Source organism: Actinomadura chokoriensis (assembly GCF_041463665.1).
Classification (GTDB): Bacteria; Actinomycetota; Actinomycetes; order Streptosporangiales; family Streptosporangiaceae; genus Spirillospora; species Spirillospora chokoriensis_A.
The window spans coordinates 150,379-174,343 of record NZ_JAXCEJ010000012.1; the positions used below are offsets into that span (position 1 = coordinate 150,379).

At 72.2% G+C, this 23,965-nt stretch carries 16 protein-coding genes; 7 read left to right on the forward strand and 9 right to left on the reverse strand.

What is annotated here, in order from left to right:
• Positions 1-139 precede the first annotated feature (139 nt).
• The 3 genes from prfB to SM418_RS19970 all read left to right on the forward strand — a co-directional run bounded on the left by prfB (position 140) and on the right by SM418_RS19970 (position 3,681).
• Positions 140-1,252 (forward strand): peptide chain release factor 2, encoded by a 1,113-nt coding sequence (gene prfB, locus SM418_RS19960; protein WP_371942526.1) that lies wholly within the window; start codon positions 140-142, stop codon positions 1,250-1,252.
• A 107-nt stretch (positions 1,253-1,359) separates the two neighbouring features.
• On the forward strand, positions 1,360-2,343 hold the full coding sequence (locus SM418_RS19965) for a DUF8094 domain-containing protein (protein ID WP_371942525.1): 984 nt from the start codon (positions 1,360-1,362) through the stop codon (positions 2,341-2,343).
• Between the two features lie 429 nt (positions 2,344-2,772).
• Complete coding sequence (locus SM418_RS19970) at positions 2,773-3,681, forward strand: DUF8094 domain-containing protein (RefSeq protein WP_371942524.1); 909 nt, start codon at positions 2,773-2,775, stop codon at positions 3,679-3,681.
• Between the two features lie 36 nt (positions 3,682-3,717).
• Here SM418_RS19970 and SM418_RS19975 read toward each other — a convergent pair whose 3' ends face one another.
• Together SM418_RS19975 and SM418_RS19980 are read right to left on the reverse strand one after the other, a co-directional pair.
• Positions 3,718-8,559, reverse strand: coding sequence for an NAD-glutamate dehydrogenase (locus SM418_RS19975; RefSeq protein ID WP_371942523.1), 4,842 nt, complete (start codon positions 8,557-8,559; stop codon positions 3,718-3,720).
• Between the two features lie 246 nt (positions 8,560-8,805).
• On the reverse strand, positions 8,806-10,398 hold the full coding sequence (locus tag SM418_RS19980; protein ID WP_371942522.1) for a serine/threonine-protein kinase: 1,593 nt from the start codon (positions 10,396-10,398) through the stop codon (positions 8,806-8,808).
• 301 nt (positions 10,399-10,699) lie between these two features.
• Between SM418_RS19980 and SM418_RS19985 the strand changes: the two genes are divergently transcribed.
• Positions 10,700-11,356 carry a Uma2 family endonuclease gene (locus SM418_RS19985; protein WP_371942521.1) on the forward strand — a complete coding sequence of 219 codons (657 nt, stop codon included), beginning with the start codon at positions 10,700-10,702 and terminating at the stop codon, positions 11,354-11,356.
• 3 nt (positions 11,357-11,359) lie between these two features.
• Here the strand turns inward: SM418_RS19985 and SM418_RS19990 are convergent, their stop codons facing one another.
• The 5 genes from SM418_RS19990 to SM418_RS20010 form a co-directional block, all read right to left on the reverse strand.
• Positions 11,360-13,315 (reverse strand): acetoacetate--CoA ligase, encoded by a 1,956-nt coding sequence (locus SM418_RS19990; RefSeq protein ID WP_371942520.1) that lies wholly within the window; start codon positions 13,313-13,315, stop codon positions 11,360-11,362.
• Positions 13,316-13,549: 234 nt separating this feature from the next.
• A complete protein-coding gene (locus SM418_RS19995; RefSeq protein WP_371942519.1) occupies positions 13,550-14,260 on the reverse strand; it encodes an HAD family hydrolase in 711 nt (236 codons plus the stop codon).
• Between the two features lie 112 nt (positions 14,261-14,372).
• Positions 14,373-16,004 carry an L-glutamate gamma-semialdehyde dehydrogenase gene (gene pruA, locus SM418_RS20000; RefSeq protein ID WP_371942518.1) on the reverse strand — a complete coding sequence of 544 codons (1,632 nt, stop codon included), beginning with the start codon at positions 16,002-16,004 and terminating at the stop codon, positions 14,373-14,375.
• 78 nt (positions 16,005-16,082) lie between these two features.
• Positions 16,083-16,649, reverse strand: coding sequence for a DUF6912 family protein (locus SM418_RS20005; protein ID WP_371942517.1), 567 nt, complete (start codon positions 16,647-16,649; stop codon positions 16,083-16,085).
• Between the two features lie 24 nt (positions 16,650-16,673).
• Positions 16,674-17,321 carry an HAD family hydrolase gene (locus tag SM418_RS20010; RefSeq protein WP_371942516.1) on the reverse strand — a complete coding sequence of 216 codons (648 nt, stop codon included), beginning with the start codon at positions 17,319-17,321 and terminating at the stop codon, positions 16,674-16,676.
• Between the two features lie 60 nt (positions 17,322-17,381).
• On the opposite strand from SM418_RS20010, the gene SM418_RS20015 reads away from it, so the two are divergent.
• On the forward strand, positions 17,382-18,578 hold the full coding sequence (locus SM418_RS20015) for an acyl-CoA dehydrogenase family protein (protein WP_371942515.1): 1,197 nt from the start codon (positions 17,382-17,384) through the stop codon (positions 18,576-18,578).
• Positions 18,579-18,826: 248 nt separating this feature from the next.
• On the opposite strand, the gene SM418_RS20020 is transcribed toward SM418_RS20015, so the two are convergent.
• Positions 18,827-19,723, reverse strand: coding sequence for an N-acetylmuramic acid 6-phosphate etherase (locus SM418_RS20020; RefSeq protein ID WP_371942514.1), 897 nt, complete (start codon positions 19,721-19,723; stop codon positions 18,827-18,829).
• Positions 19,720-20,697, reverse strand: a complete 978-nt coding sequence (locus SM418_RS20025) for a MurR/RpiR family transcriptional regulator (RefSeq protein ID WP_371942513.1) — start codon at positions 20,695-20,697, stop codon at positions 19,720-19,722. The genes SM418_RS20020 and SM418_RS20025 overlap by 4 nt, the downstream gene beginning before the upstream one ends.
• An 88-nt stretch (positions 20,698-20,785) precedes the next feature.
• Between SM418_RS20025 and SM418_RS20030 the strand changes: the two genes are divergently transcribed.
• The gene (locus tag SM418_RS20030; protein WP_371942652.1) at positions 20,786-22,000 is read left to right on the forward strand and encodes an N-acetylglucosamine kinase; all 1,215 of its coding nucleotides are present in this window, start codon (positions 20,786-20,788) and stop codon (positions 21,998-22,000) included.
• Between the two features lie 289 nt (positions 22,001-22,289).
• A complete protein-coding gene (locus tag SM418_RS20035; RefSeq protein ID WP_371942512.1) occupies positions 22,290-23,939 on the forward strand; it encodes a glycoside hydrolase family 3 protein in 1,650 nt (549 codons plus the stop codon).
• Positions 23,940-23,965: the final 26 nt, after the last annotated feature.

Genomic DNA, 23,965 nt, shown 5'->3' on the forward strand with positions numbered 1-23,965 from the left:
CCGGCCGTCGTCGGCCGGCCTCCTCGGCCCGTGATTCTGCCATCCACATGATATTGACTGAACGACCAGCCTTCGCCGCGGCGCGGTACGCGGTGACACGGGCGCGATTAGCAGTACCGGACGGCGATAAGCTCGGACCGTGGCAGGCATCGAACCCGAAGAGCAGCTCAAGGAGCTCGGCGCAACGCTGACCAGCATCGAGCAGGTGCTGGACCTCGACGCCATGCGCCGCGACATCGCCGACCTGCGCGAGCAGTCCGCCGACCCCGACCTGTGGAGCGACCAGGAGCGCGCCCAGTCGGTGACGCGGCGCCTGTCGCACCTGGAGAGCGAACTGGGCCGGGTGGAGAGCCTCCGGCAGCGGCTCGACGACGCCGCCACCCTGTACGAGCTGGCCGGCGAGATGGACGACGCCGACACGCGCGCGGAGGCCGACGAGGAGCTCGCGGCGCTGCACAAGGCCGTCCAGCAGATGGAAGTGCGTACGCTCATGTCGGGCGAGTACGACGCACGGGAGGCGCTGGTCACGATCAACGCGCAGGCCGGCGGCGTGGACGCGGCCGACTGGGCCGAGCAGCTCCAGCGGATGTACCTGCGCTGGGCCGAGCGGCACGGCTACCCGACGGAGATCTACGAGACGTCCTACGCCGAAGAGGCCGGGATCAAGTCGACCACGTTCGCGGTGAAGGCCCCCTACGCCTACGGGACGCTGCGCGGCGAGCACGGCACGCACCGGCTGGTCCGGATCTCCCCGTTCGACAACCAGGGCCGCCGGCAGACGTCGTTCGCGGGCCTGGACGTCGTCCCCGTGGTGGAGCAGAGCGACCACGTCGACATCGACGAGAACGACCTGCGGGTCGACGTGTACCGGTCGTCCGGGCCGGGCGGCCAGGGCGTCAACACGACCGACTCGGCGGTGCGGATCACCCACCTCCCGACCGGCATCGTCGTGTCCTGCCAGAACGAGCGCAGCCAGCTGCAGAACAAGGCCACGGCCATGAACGTCCTGCAGGCCAAGCTCCTGGAGCGCAAGCGCCAGGAGGAGGCCGAGGAGATGGCCAAGATCCGCGGCGTCGACCCCGGCAGCTGGGGCACGCAGATCCGCAACTACGTGCTGCACCCGTACCAGATCGTCAAGGACCTGCGCACCGGCGTCGAGGCGGGCAACCCCACGGCGGTGCTGGACGGCGACCTCGACGACTTCATCGAGGCCGAGATCCGCTGGATGCGCCAGCAGGAGGCGGCGGCCTGATCCCGCGCCCGCTCTTCGGACGGACTTTCGCATTCATAGAGTGACTGTGCGGTCACTCTGCGAGGATGACGTGTGGTTCGGATCACCGTCGCCATTCGGGGGGCCTCATGGCCGCACGCACTCAAGTCCCGCTCGTCCCGCTGACCGGCTGCCTGCTCGCCGCCGCGCTGACCGCAGGCTGTTCCGGCGGGTCGTCCGCCGAGGCCGCCAAACCCAGGGGGGCGCCCGCGCTGACCAAGGCGCAGGCGCAGCAGGTGCTCGCCTCCTACGCCGCGACGGCGAACCGGGCGGGGCGGGGCCTCGACGGCAGGGCGCTGCGCGCGATCGAGGCCGACCCTCAACTGTCGATGGACACGGCCGCGCTGAAGCTCGGGCGAGCCGTCCGGCAGCGTCCGCCGAACCTGGCCTTCGCCGCCACCACGTTCTACGTCCCGCGGCTGACCGGCTACCCGCGCTGGTTCGCGGCCGACACCGCCACGGGCAAGGGCGACCGGACGCTGCGGCACGCGCTGCTGTTCACGCAGGCCGGCGAGGGGGCGCCGTGGCTGCTGACGGCCGACCCGTACCCGTCGGAACAGGCACTGAACAAGGTGGCCCTCGACCGGGACGGGTTCGCCACGCCGGTCGACCCCCACGCGAAGGACCTCGCCGTCCCGCCCGGGAAGCTGGCGCAGGCGCACGCCGCGCTGCTCACGGACGGACCCCGCGCGGGCGGCGCCTCGGTGCTGGCCGACGGGGCGAAGACCAGCGAGACCTACAAGGCGCTGAAGCAGGGCGAGCGCACCCTGGCCGGACGCGGGGTGACGCTGTCATCGCGGTTCTCCCCCGCGCCGTACAAGGTCTACGCGCTGCGCACCAAGGACCGCGGGGCGCTCGTCTGGTATGTCCTGAAGCAGAATGAGGCGTACTCCGCCACGAAACGGGGCAGGTTGGCGGTAAGCGGGGACCTTGTCGGGCTCGCCCCGGCCAGCGCCGCCAGGACGCGCCTGGACACGACCGTCCTCGTCCAGTACCTCGCCACCGTTCCGCCCAAGGGCCGCGCCACGGTCAACGGCATGTACCGCAAGGCCATAGCCGCCCACGGCTCCTGAGTTCCGTCGGGTGCCGGGCGGTCCCGCTCTTCTGACCGCTGCAGCAGGACCGACCCGGCATCCGACGGGCGTTTTATCGCATTGCCCTCAGCGTCAGGCGCTGGAGGGCCTTCCTTCAACGGGCAAAGCGGCGATCGCTGCATCGCATCCGACTCGCCTAGCGGCTCGCTGCGCGATCAGGTTCTCGGAGGCTCGAACCTGGCTTCGCACGCGATCGCAACGCGGCGGGTCCCCGCATCGCCGGGCTTACGGACGTGCACCTTTCGGTCAGTGCGTGGTTTCGGCGGTGGCTGGGGTGGGTGCCCTAGCGGGCGGCATGGTTCGGGGCGTTCGCCACGGGTGTGGTTTCGGCGTGGCTGGGGTCGCGTGGCCCGGAAAGTTCTACACTGTCGCGGGCAAGCCTGACCGATCGTCCGCCCGAGGTGGGTTGTGCGTCGTGCGCTTCACGTGGGCCTGGCCGCGCTGCTGCTCGCGGTGGCCGGGTGCTCGGAGTCCGGTCCGGCCGCCGGGGCCGGTTCCAAGGAGCCGAGCGGCAAGCCCGCCGTCACGGCCGAGGAGTCCCTCAAGATCCTTGAGGCGTGGACGGGGCGGCACAACAAGGGGATCACGTCCGGTGACGAACGGCAGTGGCGCGACACCGTGACGGGCTCGCTGGAGGCACCGGTCAGCGCCCGCGTCCGCACCTACGGCAGGCTGCCCGAGTCGGCGGAGATCTCCCTGATGAATCCGGTCTTCTACGTTCCACGGCTGGACGGGTTCCCCAAGTGGTTCGGCGTCGCGGCGCTGGAGCGGTCGGGCGGCAAGGAGCAGCAGGTCCTCGGCGTATTCGTGAAGACGGGGAAGCCGGACGACTGGCGTGCGGCGCACTGGCTCACATTCCAGGGCAAGCCGCCGCAGCTCGCCTACGATCCGCAGGGTTACGCGAGGGCGGCGTCCGATCGCGGATTGCCCGCAGCTCATGCGAAGTACATGGGGAGCGGCGACGAGAGCACTCTGGTGCCCGACGCCTACTCCCGGAGCGCCCGTGCGAAGAGGATCGGTGACTGGAAGGCCGGGCCTGGAGAGTTCGCGTCCGGACCGGGGGCGTCCTACGCGCTGCGCACGAGCGACGGCGGCTCGCTGGTCTGGTACGGGCTGAAACAGGAGCGGACCCTGGCCGGCGGCAGGGAGGACACCCTCCCCCGCGAGGTCGGCGACTACCTGGCCAAGAACGACGACAAGCCGGGCGACAGGCTGCGTGTGACGTGGCAGTGGCTGGTCATCGGGTACGCGCCGCCGTCCGGCAAGGGCCGTGTGCTGGGCGAGTCCGTCTCCCTCGCGTCCGCTGAAAGCGCGTAGCGCCCGCCCCGGGAACGGGACGGACGCCACCCGGTCTCACGCTTCGCTGGACGGCAGGGAGCTGGCGGTCACCAGGGTGCGGATCGCGCCCAGGGCCACCGAGAGGGTCGCCAGGTCGAAGCTGTCGCTCTCCCAGATCTCGCTCAGCGTCTGCTGGGCGCGCCGGACGGCCGGCCTGTTCTTCTCCGTCCAGTGGATCATGCGTTCCTCGGGCTGGGCGCCGGGCTCGCTGGTGATCAGGACGTCGCGGGTGAGGGCCGAATGCGCCGCGTACAGGTCGTCGCGGAGCGCGGAGCGCGCCATCGACCGCCACTTGTCGTCGCGCGGCAGGGCGATGATGCGTTCCCGGAGCCGCGACAGCTGGAGCCTGTCGGCGAGGTCGAAGTAGACCTCGGCGACCTCCTCCACCGGGCGCCCGGTGTCGTGCGCGACGCCGACCACGTCGAAGGTGGAGTAGGCGGGGACGAACGCGGCGCACTGCTCGGCCAGCTCTTCCGGGACGCCCAGTTCGGCGAAGCCGTCGCGGCGCTGCTCGTAGGCGGCGAGGTCCAGGCCGACGAGCAGCTTGGACACGTGCGCGCCGAGCGTTTCCGCGCCGCCGCTGAAGAAGTCGACGCTCTCCCGGATGTCGAACGGCGGCCGCCGGTTGTGCAGCAGCCAGCGGGCGGCGCGCTCGGTCAGCTTGCGCGCCTCCAGCCGCATCGCGATCTGCGTGGACTCCTCCACCTGGTGGGAGAGGCTCTCCACGGCCTGCCAGAACCGCGGCATCTCGAACACGTCGCGGGCGACGAGGTAGGCGCGGGCGATGTCGGACGACGACGCGCCCGTCTCCTCGTTCATGCGGAACACGAACGTGGAGCCGCTCGCGTTGACCACGTCGTTCACCACGGCCGTGGTGATGATCTCGCGGCGCAGGGGGTGCCGGTCCATGTAGTCGCGGAACCGCTCGCGCAGCGCGGTCGGGAAGTAGTCGACGAGCCACGACTCCAGGTACGGGTCGTCGGGCAGGTCGGAGGCGACGATCTCGGCGTCCAGCGCGAGCTTGGTGTAGGCGAGCAGGACGGAGAACTCGGGGCCGGTGAGCCCGTGCCCGGCCTGCCGCCGCTCCGCGAGCGCCTTCTCGCCCGGCAGGAACTCCAGGCGCCGCTTCAGCCGGCCGTCGCGTTCCAGCTTGCGCATGTACCGGCCGTGGACGTGCAGCATCGCCGGCGCCTGCGCGCGGGCCGCGGCGAGCACCACGTTCTGCGCGTAGTTGTCGCGCAGGACGAGCCGCCCGACCTCGCCGGTCATCTCGTACAGCAGGCCGTCGCGCTGCTTGCCGGTCAGCTCGCCGTCCCGCACGACCTGGTCGAGCAGGATCTTGATGTTGACCTCGTGGTCGGAGGTGTCGACGCCGGCGGAGTTGTCGATGAAGTCGGTGTTGACGATGCCGCCGCCGCGCGCGAACTCGATGCGGCCGAGCTGGGTCACGCCGAGGTTGCCGCCCTCACCGATGACCTTGCAGCGCAGGTCGGCGCCGTCCACCCGGACCGGGTCGTTGGCCTTGTCGCCGACCTCGGCGTTGTTCTCCGCCGACGACTTGACGTAGGTGCCGATTCCGCCGTTCCACAGCAGGTCGGCGGGCGCCTTGAGGACGGCCCGGATCAGCTCGAACGGGGTGAGCGTCTTCAGCCCGTCCGCGATGCCGAGCGCGGACCGCATCTGCGGGGTGATCTGGATCGACTTGACGGTGCGCGGGAAGACCCCGCCGCCCTTGGAGATCAGCGAGGCGTCGTAGTCGGCCCAGCTGCTGCGCGGCAGCTCGAACAGGCGGCGGCGCTCGGCGAACGAGGCGGCCGCGTCCGGGGCGGGGTCGATGAAGATGTGCCGGTGGTCGAACGCCGCGACGAGCCGGATGTGCTCCGACAGCAGCATCCCGTTGCCGAACACGTCCCCGGACATGTCGCCGACGCCGACGACGGTGAAGTCCTCGTTCTGGACGTCCTTGCCCAGCGCGCGGAAGTGGTACTTGACCGACTCCCAGGCGCCGCGGGCGGTGATGCCCATCGCCTTGTGGTCGTAGCCGACGGACCCGCCGGACGCGAACGCGTCGCCGAGCCAGAACCCGTAGTCGCCGGCGACGCCGTTGGCGATGTCGGAGAACGTCGCCGTGCCCTTGTCGGCCGCGACGACCAGGTAGGTGTCGTCGCCGTCGTGCCGGACGACGTTCGGCGGCGGCACGACCTTGCCGTCCACGAGGTTGTCGGTCAGGTCGAGCAGGCCGGAGATGAAGTCCTTGTAGCAGGCGATGCCGGCCTTCTGCCACGCTTCGCGGTCGAGCGAGGGGTCGGGGAGCTGCTTGCCGACGAAGCCGCCCTTCGCGCCCGCCGGGACGATGACGGTGTTCTTCACGGCCTGCGCCTTCACCAGGCCGAGGATCTCGGTGCGGAAGTCCTCGCGCCGGTCCGACCAGCGCAGGCCGCCGCGCGCCACCGACCCGAACCGCAGGTGGACGCCCTCGACCTTCGGCGAGTACACGAAGATCTCGTACATGGGCTTCGGCTGCGGCAGGTCGGGGATGCGCTCCGGGTCGAACTTCATCGCCAGGTACGGCTTGCCCTGGTAGTGGTTCGTGCGCAGCGTCGCCTGGACGAGCGACAGGTAGGCGCGGAGGATGCGGTCCTCGTCGAGGCTGGCGACCTCGTCCAGCTTGCCGTGGAGCTCCTCGGTGATGCCGGCGCTGCGCTCCTCCTCTCCGCCCTGCAGGGACGGGTCGAGGCGGCTCTCCCACAGCCGGACCATCAGCCGGGTGATGGACGCGTTGCGCAGCAGCACCTGCTCCACGTACCGCTTGGAGAACGTCGTGCCGGTCTGCCGCAGGTACAGGGCGTAGGCGCGCAGGATCATCGCCTCGCGCCAGTTCAGCCCGACGTGCAGGACGAGCGCGTTGAACCCGTCGTTCTCGATCTCGCCGCGCCACAGCGCCGTGAACGCGTCCTGGAAGAGGTCCTTGATGGCCTCCTCCGGGACGTCCGCCGGCGGGACGTACCGCAGGCCCAGGTCGTAGATCCAGAACCGGCGGCCGTCGGACGTGCGGATCTCGTACGGCCGCTCGTCGATGACCTCGACGCCCATGTTCTGCAGCAGCGGCAGCACCCGGGACAGCGAGATCGGCTCGCCCAGCCGGTAGATCTTCAGCCGCCGCTCGCCGGGTTCGGCGCTGTACGGCTCGTACAGGTTGATCGAGGTGGCGCCGTCCTCGACGAGGTCGTCGAGGCGGCGCAGGTCCGCGACGGCGGTGCGGGCCGGGAAGTCGGCCTTGTAGCCCTCCGGGAACGCCTCCCCGAACGCGCGGCCGAGGGTTCCGGACCGCTCCTCGCCGCACTGCTCGATGACCGCGTCGGCGAGGTCGTCCTCCCAAGAGCGGGTGGCGCCCGCGAGTCGTTCCTCGAGCTCGGCGACGTCCACGTCCGGCAGCGGACGGCCGCGCTCGCCGCGGACGACCACGTGCAGCCGCGCCAGCAGCGACTCGGTCACGTTCGCGCTGTAGTCGACGCTGACGCCCGCGAACGCCTGCTTGAGCAGGTCCTGGATGCGCAGCCGGACCTTGGTGGTGTAGCGGTCGCGCGGCAGGTAGACCATGCACGACATGAAGCGCCCGTACAGGTCCTTGCGGAGGAACAGCTTCAGCTGGCGGCGCTCGCGCAGCCGCAGCACGCCGAGGGAGATCCTCAGCAGGTCGTCCACCGAGATCTGGAACAGCTCGTCGCGCGGGTAGCTCTCCAGGACCTCGATGAGGTCCTGGCCGTCGTAGCTGTCGGAGGTGAACCCGGCGAGCTCCAGCACCTCGTCCAGCTTGCGCTTCAGCACGGGGACGTGCGCGATCGACTCGCTGTAGGCGACGTGCGTGAACAGGCCGAGGAAGCGGCGCTCGCCGATGACCTCGCCCGACTCGTCGAACTTCTTCACCCCGATGTAGTCGAGGTACAGGGGCCGGTGGACGGTGGAGCGCGAGTTCGCCTTCGTGAGCACCAGGAGGCGCTTCTCCGTCGCGAGCTCGCGGACCTCCGGCGGCAGCGCGGCGAAGCTGTCGGACTCGCGCTTGTCGCTGCGCAGGATGCCGAGGCCCGTGCCCGGCTCGGGCCGCAGCGCGGTGTCGCCGTCGGTCAGCGTGTAGTCGCGGTAGCCGAGGAAGGTGAAATGCCCGTCGACCAGCCATTCGAGCAGCTCGACGCCGTCGGCGAGCTCCTTGTCCGGCAGCGGGGGCCGGCGCTCCTGGATCGCGGCGGCGATCTCGTCGGCGCGGGCCCGCATCTTGGTCTCGTCCTCGAAGGCGACCCGGACGTCCTGCAGGACGCGCACGAGGTCGCTCTCCAGCGCGTCCAGGACGGCCCGGTCGCTGGTGCGGTCGACCTCGACGTGGATCCACGACTCGTCGACGTCGGTGTCGCTGTCGAGCTTGTGGCGGAACGCCTTCAGGTGGCCCGCGACGTCGCGGTCGACGCCGAGCAGCGGATGGACGATCAGGTGCGTGGTCAGCTGGTGCCGGTTCAGCTCCGTCGTCACCGAGTCGACCAGGAACGGCATGTCGTCGGTCACGACCTGCACGACGGTGTGGCCCGGGTCCCAGCCGTACTCTTCCAGCGTCGGCGTGAAGACGCGCACCTTCGCGCGCCCCTGCGGGCGCTCCTCGCCGAGCGACCGGTGCGCCATCGCCGGGCCGCAGACGTCGGCCGGGTCCCGCGCGATCAGGTCCTCGTGGGCGACCTGCCGGTAGTAGAGGCGAAGGTAGTCGAAGACCTCCGCGACGTCACCGCCGCGCGCCCCCGGGCGCTGCGCGCACGTCTCGGCGGCCCGCCGGAGCAGGTCGTCCTTCGCTTGATCGAGCATGCCGCTCATCAACAACTCCCCTTGAGACCCTTCGCCACCTCGTTGTGGCGCCGCTCACTGCACGAGCGTAGCCAGGAATCGCCGCAAAGCCGACCGGCTCTGCAGCAAGGTCAACGTGGCCTATGCCACCCTGCCAGGCCGTCCGGCGTGACTCACCGTGATCGCCGGAGACCGGGCCGCCACGGGGCCGCGACACGCGCGGACGCCGCCGGAACGCCTTCGGCGCGCCGGCTCGGCCGGCCCGGGCGCGGCCGGTCAACCGCCCGGCTGGACGTCGGTGCCGCTGCCGGTCCCGGGATCGGTCGGCGGTTCGGAGGGGTCCGGCGGGGTCGCCGTCGGGGTCTCGGGCGGCGTCGTCCCCGGCTTGGGCGTCGACCTGGTGGGCGTCGGCCTGTCCGGCGTGTCCGACGGCGTGGGGCTGCCGGACGGCGTCGGGGTGCCGGACGGCGAGGTGCTTCCCGTCGGGCTCTGCGTGTAGGACGGGGACGTCGTCTGCTGCTCGGTCCGGTGCGTCGCCGGCGGCGCCGTGCTCGGCGCGACGCCGCTCGGCGCGGGCGGTGCGCTCGGGTCGCTGACCTTCTGCCCGGCCTTGCCCTTCTCGCCGCCGAGCATGAGAACGGAGGAGATCACCACGATCGCGACGAACAGCGCGGCGGCCCCGGCCAGCGCGGCGGAACGTCCGGAACCGGCGAGCCTGTTCCGCAGCCCGCCGCGCTCGCCGACCACGACGAGGTCGGGGGGCAGCGTGCTGTCGGCGGCCCATCCGGCGGGGGCGGGCGCCTCCTCGTACTCGTCGTCGACCGCGCCGATGCGGCCCGGCTCGTCCACTCCGTGGAAGGCGGCCGCCGCCGCGGGCGCCTCCGGGTCGCGGAAGACGCCGTCGTGGTCGGCGTCGTCCTCGAAGACGGGGTCGTCGCCGAACACCGGGTCGGGGTCGAACACGTCGTCGTCGGCCTCGGCGGCCCGCACGGACCCGGCGGCGAGCATCGCGGTCTCGTCGGGGGCGCCGGACCGGGCCGCGGGACGCCCCGGGTTCGCGGCCTCCTCGTGCCCGAGCAGCCGCATCAGCACCTGCCGGGCGCCGGGCCGCAGCTCCGGGTCCTTCTCCAGGCAGTCGAGGACGAGCTCGCGCAGCCCGCCGTCGAGGTCGCCGAGGGCGGGCTCCTCGTGCAGGATCCGGTTGATCACGGCGGGGATGGTGTCCTGCCCGAAGGGGGGCTCCCCGGTCGCCGCGAACACCAGCGTGGCCGCCCAGCAGAACACGTCCGCGGGCGTGCCGACCTCGTCGCCGCTGATCTGCTCGGGCGCCATGTAGGACGGGGTGCCGATCACCCGGCTGGTCAGCGTGGTGCCGGCGCTGATCGCGCGGGCGACGCCGAAGTCGATGACGCGCGGGCCGTCCGGGCCGATCAGCACGTTGTGCGGCTTGAAGTCGCGGTGCACGATCTTCGCCTGGTGGATCGCGGCGAGGGCCGTCGCGGTGCCGACCGCGAGCCGGTCCAGCGCGGCGCCGGCGAGCGGGCCGTCCTCCAGGACCTGCTGGTTCAGCGACGGACCGCGCACGTACTCGCTGACGATGTAGGGCCGGTCGCCGGTCGCGTCGGCGTCGATCACCTGGGCCGTGCAGAACGGCGCGACCCGCTTGGCGACCTCCAGTTCCCGCAGGAACCGGGCGCGCGCCTTGTCGTCGGACGTCAGTTCGGCGTGCAGCAGTTTGATCGCGACCTGCCGGCCGTCCTCGGCCGCACCGAGGAACACCGTGCCCTGGCCGCCCTCGCCCACCCGGCCGATCAGGGCGTACGAACCCAGCCGATCCGGGTCACCGGACCGCAGCGCCCCAACCTCCATGAGTGGAACCGTCCCTCTCTTGATCGACGGGCCGCATGGTCACGGGCCCGGATCACCCTCCGACTGTGTGACGCCCGAGACCCGAGGGAAGTTGACCCGATCCTGCGACCTTAGGGCGCGATCTGACCGATGGACCACTTTAATGCGGCCCCTTCTCCCTCAGCGAACCCGCCGGGCCTGGCGTCACACAAGCGAGACGAAACGGCTCCCCGCGAAGGGCCGCGGTCCGGCGTTCTCGATACCCTTGGGTCATCTCACCCGTACGATGTCACCATCCGTTGCCAAGAGGGAGCACAGTGTCATGGGTGTCGCAGTCGCCAGATACCACACGCTGTCCGATACCCCCTACGCACTGTGGGTACGGGGAGAACTCGAAGACGAACTCCACCTCCGCGACGACGGCACCCGGGTCGAGGTCATCGGAGGAGAGATCGTCGTGTCACCCGCTCCCGCCTTTCGCCACAATCGCGTCGCCAAGGCCATTGGCCACGCCATGTCCGTGGCGACTGTGGCCGACCCCGGCTTCCGTTGGGAGTTCGTGCAGACGAACGAGCTCAATCTAGTGCCCGTCAAGGACGGGTGCATCCCCGACCTCATCATCATGGACAAGCAGGTCGCCGAGCAGGTCGACGATGAGGACCGCAGGCAGGTGCTGCCACCCGAAGTAGAGGCGGTCGTTGAGATCACCTCACCGACCAATGCGGGCTACGACCGGCCCCCACGGCTTGTGCAGGCGCCCGGTACCAAGTGGAGCGCCTACGCCAAGTCGGGGATCCCCTTCTACCTGCTCGTCGACCGCGACCCCCGCATGCCCGGCGTCACGCTCTACGGCGGGCCGGACGTCCAGGCGGGAACGTACGAGCCGCTCCACACCTGGAAGTTCGGCGAGATCATCAAGCTTCCGGAGCCGCTCGGTTTCGAGATCGACACCGAGCGCTGGAAGCCCTGGACGGAGTGAACGTTACGGGGTGAAGTGGGAGAGGACCTCCGGGTTCGCCATGGAGTCGCGGTTGGCCGCCTTGTCGACCGGGGTGCCCTGGAGGATCTTGCGGACGGGGACCTCCAGCTTCTTGCCGGACAGCGTGCGCGGGATGCCGGGGACGGCGGTGATCTCGTCCGGGACGTGCCGGGGCGACAGCGCGGAACGGATCTCCTTCCGCAGGTTCTGCACCAGCTCGTCGGTGAGGGACGCGCCCTCGGCGAGCTGGACGTAGAGGAGCAGCCGGCCCTCCTCGCCGAGCCGGCCGGTGTCGATGACGAGGCTGTCGGTGATCTCGTCGAACGCCTCGACGACGCGGTAGAAGTCGGAGGTGCCCATCCGGATGCCGCCGCGGTTGAGGGTGGAGTCGGAGCGTCCGTAGATGACGCAGCCGCCGTCCGGCAGGATCTTGATCCAGTCGCCGTGCCGCCACACGCCGGGGTACATGTCGAAGTAGGAGTCGCGGTAGCGGTCGCCGCTCTCGTCGTCCCAGAAGAACACCGGCATGGACGGCATGGGCTCGGTGAGGACCAGTTCGCCGACCTCGCCCACGACCGGCTCGCCGTCCTCGCCGAACGCCTCGATCTTGGCGCCGAGGCCGCGGCACTGGATGACGCCGGCGCGCAGCGGCAGCAGCGGGGAGGGGCCGACGAAGCCGGTGCAGATGTCGGTGCCGCCGGAGAAGGAGCCGAGCAGCAGGTCCTTGCCGACGGCCTCGTACACCCACGTGAAGCCCTCGGGCGGGAGCGGCGAGCCGGTGGAGCCGATGCCGCGCAGGCCGGACAGGTCGAAGTCCTGCCCGGGGCGGCTGCCCTCCTTGGCCGACGCCATGATGTAGGGCGCGCCGACGCCCATGTAGGTGACGCCGTTGTCGGCGGCCAGCGACCACAGGTCGAGCGGGGCGCCGTCGTACATGACGACGGTGGAGCCCACCAGGAGGCCGCTGATGAGGTAGTTCCACATCATCCAGCCGGTGGTGGTGAACCAGAAGAACACGTCCTCGGGGCCGAGGTCCTGGTGGAAGGACAGGGCCTTGAGGTGTTCGAGCACCACGCCGCCGTGCCCGTGCACGATCGGCTTGGGCAGGCCCGTCGTGCCGGACGAGTAGACGACCCACAGCGGGTGGTCGAAGGGGACGGCCTCGAACTCCAGCGTGTCGCGGCCGGGACGGGGCAGTTCGCCGTAGTGCATGCCCACCCGGAGCCCGTCGGGCGTCACGGCGGGGTCGAGGTAGGGGATCAGGACCGTGGCGGCCAGGCTCGGCAGTGCGGCCTCGATCTCCTTGACGACCTCCCGGCGGTCGAACCGCTTGCCGTTGTAGGCATAGCCGTCCACGGCGATGAGGACCTTCGGCTCGATCTGCGCGAACCGGTCGATCACCGAGGACGACCCGAAGTCAGGTGAACAGGACGACCAGATCGCGCCGAGCGACGCCGTCGCCAGGAAGCAGATCAGCGCCTCGGGGATGTTCGGGATGTAGGCCGCGACCCGGTCTCCCTTGCCGACGCCCAGGTCGGCCAGGCCCGCGCGGACCTCCGCGACGTGCAGCGCCAGTTCCCGGTACGTCAGCACCCGGTGCCCGCCCGCCTCCGACCGGAAGATCACCGCGGTCTCGTCAGGCGTCTCCTCGGCCCGCCGCAGCGCGTTGGCGGCGTAGTTGAGCGTCGCGCCGGGGAACCACTCCAGGCCGTCCACCGGCGTGGGCCCGCCCGACCGGACGGGACCGTCGCCGCGCTCGCCGACGACCTGGAAGTACGACCAGATCGCGTCCCAGAACGCGTCGACCTCCGTGACGGACCAGCGCCAGAGGTCGTCGTAGGTCTCCGCGCGGACGCCCCGCTCCCACAGCCAGTGAACGAAACCGGTCACCCGCGCGGCGGCGACGACCTCCTCCGACGGCTCCCACAGCACCGAACCCTCGGAAACCTCACCGGCCATCTCTCTCCCTCCCCGCCGCGCGACAGCACGCGACCATCCCAATATCGGCCCGGCCGCGCACACCGCGCAACCTGCCCGATCCGCCCGCGCCTACCCGTGCGAGCCCCGCTCCATCCCAGGTCAGCGGCCCGCCGAGAACAATCCAGGCACAGCACACACTTTGCCTCCGGATGGTCCTCGGCGTCCACACTGCCCGCCTCGCCGATGACTCGCCGGTGACTCGCCGGTGAGAGGTCAGAGGCGGGTCAGGTCGGCCACGGCGGTCACCACGGCGTCGGTGTCGGCGAGGGTCGCGAGGACGGTCTCGGCGCCGGCGGCGCGGAGTTCGGCCTCGGTGGCGCTGCCGGTGGCGACGGCGATGATCGGGGACCCGGCGATGTGGGCGGCCTGGACGTCGCGGGGCGAGTCGGCGATGTAGACGGTCGCGGAATCGGGGTAGGCCGCGCCCCGCCGTTCGCCGGCGCGGCTGCGGGCGAGTTCGAGGAGGGCGGCCTTGCTGTAGACGCCGTTCTCGTAGCCGCCCGCGTCCAGGTCCAGGCGTCCGGCGAGTCCCAGCTCGGTCACCTTCAGCATGGCGTTCGGCTGGATGGAGCCGGTCAGCACGGACTGGACGACGCCGGGGACGTGGGCGAGCGCCTCGACGGCCTCCCCGGCGCCGGCCAGCACCCGGCCGTGCTTGCGCAGGTCGGCGCGGCGGGACGCGAACGCCTCCGCGAGCGCGTCGAAGAACGCGGGCAGGTGGTCGTCGGTGGTGACGACGTCGTTGAACGCGAGCGTCTCGAAGATGATCTCGGACTCGGTGCGGCCGGGGGTCGGCGGGAGCCGGACGAGCGGCCGTCCGATGGTCCGCTGGAACGCCTCGGCGTAGGCGTCCCGGGTGATCCGCCCGACGTCGACCAGCGTGTTATCGATGTTCCACAGCACCAGACGGTTCAGCGTCGACATCCCGTTCCCATGCGCGGTCGGAGGAGCGTGGGCGGGCGCCGTTACCGGCGCCCGCGGCGGTCAGCGACCTTATCGTCGGGCCTGCGCGCCCCCACCGCAACCGTCCGCCGGGCTACGGCCCCATGTGCGGGTACCGGTGATCGGTCGGCGGGACGAACGTCTCCTTGATGGACCGGGCGCTCGTCCAGCGGGTGAGGTTGAAGACGGAGCCGGCCTTGTCGTTGGTGCCGGAGGCGCGGGCGCCGCCGAAGGGCTGCTGGCCGACGATGGAGCCGGTCGGCTTGTCGTTGATGTAGAAGTTGCCGGCGGCGAAGCGGAGCCTGCGGGTCGCCTCGGCGACGGCGGCGCGGTCGTCGGCGATGATCGCGCCGGTGAGGCCGTACTCGCTCACGCTCTCCATCTGGGTGAGGACGGTGTCGTAGTCGCCGTCGTCGTAGACGTGCACGCCGAGGATCGGGCCGAAGTACTCGCGGGTGAAGATCTCGTCGGTCGGGTCGGTGGACTCCAGGATCGTGGGGCGGACGAAGTAGCCGCGCGAGTCGTCCAGCTCGCCGCCGGCCAGGATCTCCATGGAGTCGATGCCGCGGGCGCGTTCGATCGCCGCGCGGTGCTTGGCGAACGCGCGGTCGTCGATCACCGCGCCCATGAAGGTGGACAGGTCGTCGGCGACGTCGCCCATGGTGAGCGACTCGGTCTCGGCGCAGAACTCGTCCCGCACGCGGTCCCAGACGGAGCGCGGGACGTAGGCGCGGGACGCGGCGGAGCACTTCTGGCCCTGGTACTCGAACGCGCCGCGGACGAGGGCCGTCTTCAGCACGGCCGGGTCGGCGGACGGGTGGGCGACGACGAAGTCCTTGCCGCCGGTCTCGCCGACGATGCGCGGGTAGCCCTTGTAGCCCGCGATGTTCTCGCCGATGGCGCGCCAGAGGTTCTGGAAGGTGGCGACCGAGCCGGTGAAGTGCAGGCCGGCGAGGCCCGGGTGGCGCAGCGCCACGTTCGAGACGGCGCGGCCGTTGCCGGTCACCATGTTGATCACGCCGGGCGGCAGGCCGGCGGCCTCCAGGAGGCGCATCGTGAAGTGCGCGGCGAGCTGCTGGGTCGGCGACGGCTTCCACACGACGACGTTGCCCATCAGCGCGGGCGCGGTCGGCAGGTTCCCGGCGATCGCGCTGAAGTTGAACGGGGTGATGGCGAGGACGAACCCCTCCAGCGGCCGGTACTCCAGCCGGTTCCACACGCCCGGCGGCGACAGCGGCTGCTGCTCGTGGATCTGCTGGGCGTACCCGGCGTTGAACCGCCAGAAGTCGATCAGCTCGCAGGCGGCGTCGATCTCGGCCTGCTGCACGGACTTGGACTGGCCGAGGATCGTGGCGGCGTTCAGCGTGGCCCGCCACGGCCCCGCGAGCAGCTCGGCGGCGCGCAGGAAGATCGCGGCGCGGTCCTCGAAGGCCATGGCCCGCCACGCGGGCGCGGCCTCCTGCGCGGCGACGACGGCCTCGGTCACGTCCGCCTCGGTGGCGTCGCCCATCCGGCCGAGGACGTGCGCGTGGTCGTGCGGCTCCACGACGTCGATCGGCGTGCCCGCCCCCATGCGGTGCTCGCCGGCGATCGTCATCGCCAGCTCGGTCTGCGTCCCGCCGAGCTCCTTGATGCGGGCTTCCAGCGCGGCGCGCTCGGCGCTGCCCGGCGCGTAGCCCTTCACCGGCTCGTTCACCGGTACCGGCACGTGGGTGACGGCGTCCATCTGACGGCTCCCTGCGATCCGACGGCTTTGTCGATATGCCGGGGACCTACCCGCCGACGGGCGGGCGAAAGACCGGGTTCAGTCGAGCAGGTGGGGGAGTTCCTGGGTGGCGTACCAGAGGAGTTCGTGGCCTTCGGCGCCGTCCACGGTGAAGCGGGCGTCCTCGTCGCCGGCGTCGGCGGCGGGGAGGGCGTCCACGGCGGCGGTGATGTCGGGGACGGCGTCCGGGTCGTCGACGTGGCCGGAGGCGATCCTCTTCCACGGGACGGCGGCGGACAGCTCGACCAGGGCACGGTCGCCGTTGCCGTTCCCGGCGCCGAAGGCGTTTCCGGAGACGTGCGGGTTCATCCCCCCTCGAACGGCGGGAGCGGCGTCGCCGCCGGCCCAGGTGACCGCGTCGTCGGGCATCTCGGCGGCCAGCACGACCCGGCGGCGCGGAGCGGACGGGTCGGCGGCGAGGAGGCGGAGCGAGGCGCGGGCGGCGGCCGACATCGCCGCGTACTCGAGCTCCTCCAGGTCGCCGCCCGCGTACCACTCGCGGAGCGCGGGCGTGACGGCGTGGGCGGCGAGCGGCGCGGGGCCGATCTCCCGCGCGGCGTGGACGCCGGCGAGGAGCGTGAGCGTGGACGGCAGGTAGACGCGCATGACGGTGAGCAGTCTGCCAGAACGTCAGGCCAGGAGGTCCAGGTCGCGCAGTTCGGCGATGGTGGTGTCGGGATCGGTGTGGTGGATGCCGCGGATGCCGAGCGCCTCGGCGGCGCGGATGTTGTGCTCGATGTCATCGATGAAGACGCATTCGGCGGCGTCCAGGCCGAGCAGGTCCAGGGCGTGCCGGAAGATCCGCTCGTCGGGCTTGCGCATCCCGACCTCGGCGGAGATCACGACGGCGTCGAAGAGGTCGGCGAACAGGTCGCGCGGGTAGTCGTTGCCCCACGAGTTGGACAGCAGCGCGGTGCGGGCCCCGGCGGCGCGGGCCGCGCGGAGCGCGGCGTACATCGGCTCGACCGGGCTGAACGCCCCGAACATCCGGGCGATGAGCCCCGCCGCCTCGACCGGGCCGCCGTCGACGGTGAGCAGCTCGGCGGCGAGGAGGCGCTCGAACTCCGCCACCGAGAGGGAACCGTCCTCCAGCCCGTGGATGGGGTTCGTCCCGGCGCCGTCGTAGGCCTGCTTCACCCAGGCGCGCATGACGTTCCTGTACTGCTCGGCGTCGATGCGGTCGGCGGTGAGCCAGACGGCGATGGCGTCGGCGAGGGGGGACGTGAGCACGCCGCCCCAGTCGGTGATGACGGCTTTGACGGGTCGCTGCGAGGGCACGGCCCGATGGTAGGCGATCCCGCCCCCGTTGACCGAATCCCGTTCTGCCAGAATGCCGCCATGGACTTCGAACTCAGCCCGAAGGCACGCGACTACAAGGAACGCCTCCAGGAGTTCATGGACGGGTTCGTCTACCCGGCGGAGCCCGTGTACGCGGCGTGGCGGGCCGAGAACGACCCGCACGCGCTGCCGCCGGTCGTCGAGGAGCTGAAGGCCGAGGCGCGCGGGCGCGGCCTGTGGAACCTGTTCCTGCCGGACGTGTCCGGGCTGACGAACCTGGAGTACGCGACGCTCGCCGAGCTGACCGGACGCTCCCCCGACCTCGCGCCGGAGGCGGTCAACTGCGCCGCGCCCGACACCGGGAACATGGAAGTCCTGCACATGTTCGGGACGGACGAGCAGAAGCGCCGGTGGCTCGACCCGCTGCTGAACGGCGAGATCCGCAGCGCGTTCGCGATGACCGAGCCCGAGGTGGCGAGCTCCGACGCCACCAACATCACGACCTCGATCGTCCGGGACGGCGACGAGTACGTGATCAACGGCCGCAAGTGGTTCATCACCGGCGCCGCCGACGAGCGCTGCAAGATCTTCATCGTGATGGGCAAGACGGACCCGGACGGGCCCGTCCACCGGCAGCAGTCGCAGGTGCTCGTCCCGCGCGACACCCCGGGCCTGAAGATCGTCCGGCATCTGCCGGTCTTCGGCTACCAGGACCAGCACGGCCACTCGGAGATCCTGTTCGAGGACGTCCGGGTCCCGGTGTCCAACCTGATCGCCGGCGAGGGCGACGGCTTCATGATCGCGCAGGCGCGGCTCGGGCCCGGCCGCATCCACCACGCCATGCGGGCGCTCGGCATGGCGGAGCGGGCGCTGGAGCTGATGTGCCGCCGCGCCGTCGACCGGGTCGCGTTCGGCGGCCCGCTGGCGAAGCAGGGCGTGGTCCGGCAGCAGATCGCCGAGTCGCGGATGGCCATCGAGCAGGCGCGGCTGCTCACCCTAAAGACCGCGTGGCTGATCGACCGGCACGGGTCGAAGGGCGCCCGGTCCGAGATCGCCGCGATCAAGGTGATCGTGCCGCGCATCACCCACGACGTGCTCGACCGCGCGATCCAGGTGCACGGCGGCGCCGGGGTGTCCGACGACACGCCGCTCGCCGCGATGTACGCCTGGGTCCGCGCCATGCGGATCTTCGACGGCCCGGACGAGGTGCACGTGCGCACCATCGCCCGCCAGGAACTGCGCCGCTACGAGAGCTGAGCCCGGCGACGCGCAGTGCGGGCAGGCGTCCGTGATCATGCGATCGGTGCGGGGACGATCGCATGATCACGGACCGCCCGGTCGGCCGGCGTCTCCCCCGCCGGTCCGTCTCCCCCGGTCCGCCGGCCCCCACGCCGGACGGTCCCCGGTCCGTACTCACCCCGCTGCTCTCGTCGCCCCGTCTTCCCCGTCCCCGTCCCCCCCGCGCGCGAGGCCCGGGTCGGCGGGCCCGCGAGCCGGTCGGGCCGTCAGGCCGAGCGGAGCCGTTGCAGCGCCTCGCGGACGCCGCCGTCCGCCTCCTCCAGCACCGTCGTCGCCCGCGCCGCGGGCACCTCGCCGAGCAGCGAGACCAGCGCGACGCGGGTGTTCCCGCCGGCCTCGGTGAGCGCGTTCTCGCAGGTGCGGGCGTCCATGCCCGTCGCCTCGGTGAGGATGCGCACCAGCCGCTCGCGCAGCTTGGAGTTCAGCGCGTTCACGCTGACCATCAGGTTGGAGTAGGTGCGCCCCATCCTGATCATCAGCGTGGTGGAGAACGAGTTGAGCACGAGCTTGGTCGCCGTGCCCGCCTTCATCCGGGTGGACCCGCTGATCACCTCGGGTCCGGTGGCGAGGCCGATGTGCACCTCCACCTCGTCCCCGTACGGGGTGTGCGGGTTGCAGCTGATCAGCGCCGTGCGCGCCCCGGACGCGGCGGCGGCGCGCAGCGCCCCCACCACGTACGGGGTGCGCCCGCTCGCCGCGATGCCGATGGCGATGTCACCCGGCCGGACGTCGCGGGCGTCCCGGCGGCCGAGGTCGACGTCGTCCTCGACGTCGGAGATCGCCTGGGACAGCGCGCCCGGCCCGCCCGCGTGGTGGGCGACCACGCGGCCCCAGATGCCGAACGTCGGCGGCAGCTCGGCGGCGTCGATCACCGCGAGCCGGCCGGAGGTGCCGGCGCCGAAGTAGTGCACCCGGCCGCCCCCGCGCAGCGAGTCGACGGCCAGGTCCACCAGCCGGGCGACCTCGGGCAGGACGGCGGCCACGACCGTCGGCACGGTCGCGTCCTCGGAGTTGATCAGGCGTAGCACCTCCATGGTCGGCAGCGTGTCGACGTCGAGGGTCCGGGGGTTCCGGCCCTCCGTGGGGAGCTCGCAATCGATCACCGACGCCTCCGGTCGGGTCGCACGGTCCGTCCGCGGACCGCCTCGAACGTGGCTTCCAGGGCCTTGCGGGTCGGCCCGTAGGTGCGCTGCGCCACTCCGACGAAGAGGCAGTCCACCACCGTGAGCTGCGCCAGCCGGCTGGCCGTGGCGCCGGAGCGGAAGGTCGTCTCCCGCGCGGCCGTCGTCAGGATCAGGTCGGCCACCTCCGCTATCGGGGATTTCGGGAAGTTGGTGAGCGCCACGGTCCTGGCGCCCCTGGTCTTCGCGACCTCCAGCGCGTCGATGGTCTCCACCGTCGCGCCGGTGTGCGAGATGCCGATCGCCACGTCGCCGTTGCCGAGGACGGCGGCGCTGGTGAGCATGATGTGCGCGTCCGCCCACGCCGAGCAGACCCGGCCGATGCGGTGCAGCTTCTGCTGGAAGTCGGCCGCGACGAACGCGCTGGCGCCGACGCCGTAGACGTCGACCCGGTTGGCCGCGACGACGGCGTCCACGACCTGTTCGAGCATCTTGATGTCGAGTTGCGAGGCGGTCTCCTCGACGGCCCGGGCATCGGCGAAGGTCACCTTCTCGACGATCTGTTCGAGGGAGTCGTCGGGGCTGATGTCGCTGCCGATGACCCGTCCGCCGGTGGCGCTCTGCGCCCGTCCCGCCTCGGTGGCGAGGGTCAGCCGCAGTTCCGGGTACCCGTGGAACCCGATGGCGCGGCAGAACCGGATGACGGTGGTCTCGGACGTGCCGCAGTTCTGTGCGAGTTCGGTGATGGTGGAGTTGGCGACCCCTTCGGGATCGTCGATGACGCGTTGCGCGACTCGTCGTTCGGCGGGGGGCAGCGAGGGGAGCAGCGAGCGGACCCGCACCACGGTGCTCAGCGGTGTGGCGTCCCTGCCGGGCACCGCCGTTTCCGGTGGCGGGCCGTGCTCCCCCGTGATCCCCCGCTCGGGGCCCTGATCGGGGCCGATGGGTTTCCTCATGGAGGAAATTTTCTTACGCGCAGGATGTCTCGTCAACGGTAGAAAAGGCTACGGTCGCCATGTGTTGACCCATTTGGCCGGTCCTTACGTGGTCGGTATCGACGCGGGTGGCACGAAGACCCGCTGCGTCGTGCTGACGCTAGGGGGAGCCCTGGCCGGTTCCGGCACCGGCCCAGGGGCCAACCCCAACTCCGGAGGCGACACCGCGGGGGCGCTGACCACCGCCCTGCGGGAGGCGCTCGGAGACCTGGACCGAACCCACATCCTCACCGGCGTGTTCGGCATCGCCGGTGCCGGCTCCGCCGGGCGGCCCGCCGCCGTCACGGCGGCGCGGCAGGCCTGGCAGGCCGTCGGCCTGCGCGGCTCGCCCGCGGTGGTGACCGACATCGCGGTGGCGTTCGCCGCCGGAACCAGCGAGCCCAAGGGCATCGTGGTGTTCTCCGGCACGGGCGCCGGCGCGGCGGTCATCAGCGACGGGACGATCGTGCAGCGCGCGGACGGCTACGGCTGGCTCGTCGGGGACGAGGGTTCGGCGGTCTGGCTCGGGAAGGAGGCCGTCCGGGCGGCGCTCGCCGCCTACGACGGCCGCGGCTCCCCGACGCTGCTCACCGATTCGGTCCCCCGGGCGCTGCTCGGCGCCACCGTGGTCGCGGAGATCGACTCGGAACGGCGAAGACCCCTGCGCCCGAGGACGCTGGCCATGGCCGGCGCCCCGTCGCCGTCCCCGGGCGCCTCGCTCGCCTCCGGCGGGGGCGGGACGGGCACCGCCGTGCTGCTCGGCGCCCCCTGTCCCCCGCCTGTCCCCCGTCCGCAACCCGGCGCCGGGCCGCCCGGCCCGCCCGGCCACGCGGGGCATACCGGCCCGCCCGGCTCCCTGGGGCCGCCGGGACACCCGGTGGCCCCCGGCCCGCCGGGACACCCCGAGCCGTCCGGGGCCCCGCCCAACCCGCGGCTCGCCCAGGCGATCATCAAGGAGGTGTACGGCCGCCCGCCCGCGGCCCTCGGCCGGCTCGGCCCGGTGGTCGCCGCCGCCGCGGCCGCCGGCGATCCCGTGGCCAGGCGCATCACCGAGGAGGCCGCGCAGTGGCTGCTGCGCGACGTCGACGCGGTGCGCCCGGCCCTGTCCGACCCCCGCGTACCGGTCGTCATGCACGGCTCGGTGCTCCGCGAAGGCCCCGTCGCCGAGGCCGTCCGCACCGGGCTGCGCGACCGCTTCGCCGAGGCGCCGCGCTCCGCCGGCGACGGAGCCGTCGGCGCGGCCGGGATGGCGCTGCGCCGCCTCGGCCACCCCCTGCCCGGCTGAGCCGCCCGCCCGCACGGCGGAAAACCTCCCGGCCCCGGCCCGGCTGCTCCCCCCGACCCGGCCGGCCGATCATCGCAGCCGACGGCACCGTGGCCGTCCAGTTCATCGCGATGGACCCCGCAAGATCCGCGACAAGCCTGCGAGTCCGGGGTCCATCGCGATCGGACTGTGGCCAGAGTGGCGTCAGCGCCGCCAGGTGAGATCGAGTCGACAGCGCGGCGGGGAGCGGCTACCGTCGCGGGCGTTCGATGCGACCGAGGAACCGAGACCACGTCGGGGGGCCTGGTCAGTGCGTGCTTCACGTCCCGTCGCGCTCGCGGCGGCGGCCCTGCTGGTCGGCGGGGCCGCGGGCTGCGGTGGCGGCGGAAGCGGCGAGGGCGGGCGGACGCCGCCGGCCGGGTCCGGCGCGCCGTCCGGTTCGCCGGGCGCGTCCACGGCGGCGCCGGACGCGTGGATCGCCGCCCGCGTCGCGAAGATGAGCGTCCAGGAGAAGGTCGGGCAGCTGTTCGTGCCCACGTTCGCCGGCCGCGCCGACGCCCTCGCGAAGATCCGCGAGTACCACGTCGGCGGGCTGATCTACTTCCCGCAGAACTTCGGCTCCCCGGCCCGGACGGCCGCGCAGTCGAACGCGCTGCAGCGGGCCTCGAAGATCCCGCTGCTGCTCGGCGTGGACGAGGAGCAGGGCCTCGTGTCGCGCACCCCGTTCGTCACCCGGTTCCCCGGCAACATGGCGCTCGGCGCGACCCGGAACCCGGCGGACGCCCGCGCCGCCGCCCGCGTCACCGGCACCGAGCTGCGCGCGGTCGGCATCAACCTCGACTACGCGCCGGACGCCGACGTCAACGTGAACCAGCACAACCCGGTGATCGGGCTGCGCTCGTTCGGGTCCGACCCGGCGCTCGCCTCCACGATGGTGGCGGGCGCGGTCGGCGGCTACCAGGACGCCGGGGTCGCCGCCACCGCCAAGCACTTCCCCGGGCACGGCGACACCGCCGTCGACAGCCACACCGGCCTCCCGGTGATCAAGCACGCGCCGGGGACCTGGCAGCGGCTGGACGCGCCCCCGTTCCGGGCGGCGATCGCGGCGGGCGTGGACGTCATCATGACCGCGCACATCGTCGTCCCGAAGCTCGACCGGTCGGGCGATCCGTCGACGCTGTCGAAGACCGTCCTCACCGGGCTGCTGCGCGAGAACCTCGGCTACCAGGGCGTCATCACGACCGACTCGCTGCTGATGGCGGGCGTGCGGGAGAAGTACGGCGACGCGACCGTCCCGGTCCGGGCGATCAACGCGGGCGCCGACCAGCTGCTGATGCCGCCGAGCCTGCCGCGCGCCTACCGGGCGGTGGTGGGGGCCGTCCGGTCCGGGAAGATCACCGAGAAGCGGCTGGACGAGTCGGTCACCCGGATCCTGCGGCTCAAGCAGCGGCGCGGGCTGTTCCAGGGGACGGCCGCCGACCCGGCCAAGGCCGCGGCGGCGGTCGGCACCCCCGCGCACCGGGCCGCGGCACGGCAGGTCGCCGAGCACGCGGTCACCCTCGTCGGCAACAAGGGCGGCCTGCTGCCGCTCAAGGGCAGGAAGGTCGCGGTGTCCGGGCCGGCCGCCGACCGGCTCCAGGCGGCGCTCCGCCGCCACGGCGTCACGACCGTCCCCCGCGGCTCCGCGGACGTCACCGTGCTGACCACCGTGAACGCGGGCCAGGCGACCGCGTCCCGGGTCCGGGCGCTCGGCCCGAAACCGGTCGTCGTCGCGGCGCTCGGCCGCCCCTACGACCTCGACGCGGCGGGCGGCGCGGCGGCGGCGCTCGCCACCTACTCCGCCGGCGCGGTCTCGGTCGACGCCCTCGCCGGGGTGCTGAGCGGAGCGGTGAAGCCGACGGGCAGGCTCCCCGTGCCGGCGGGCGGGCGCCCGGCCGGCTACGGCCTGGGCTATCGATAACCGGGGCGTCGGTAGACGGTTGCCCG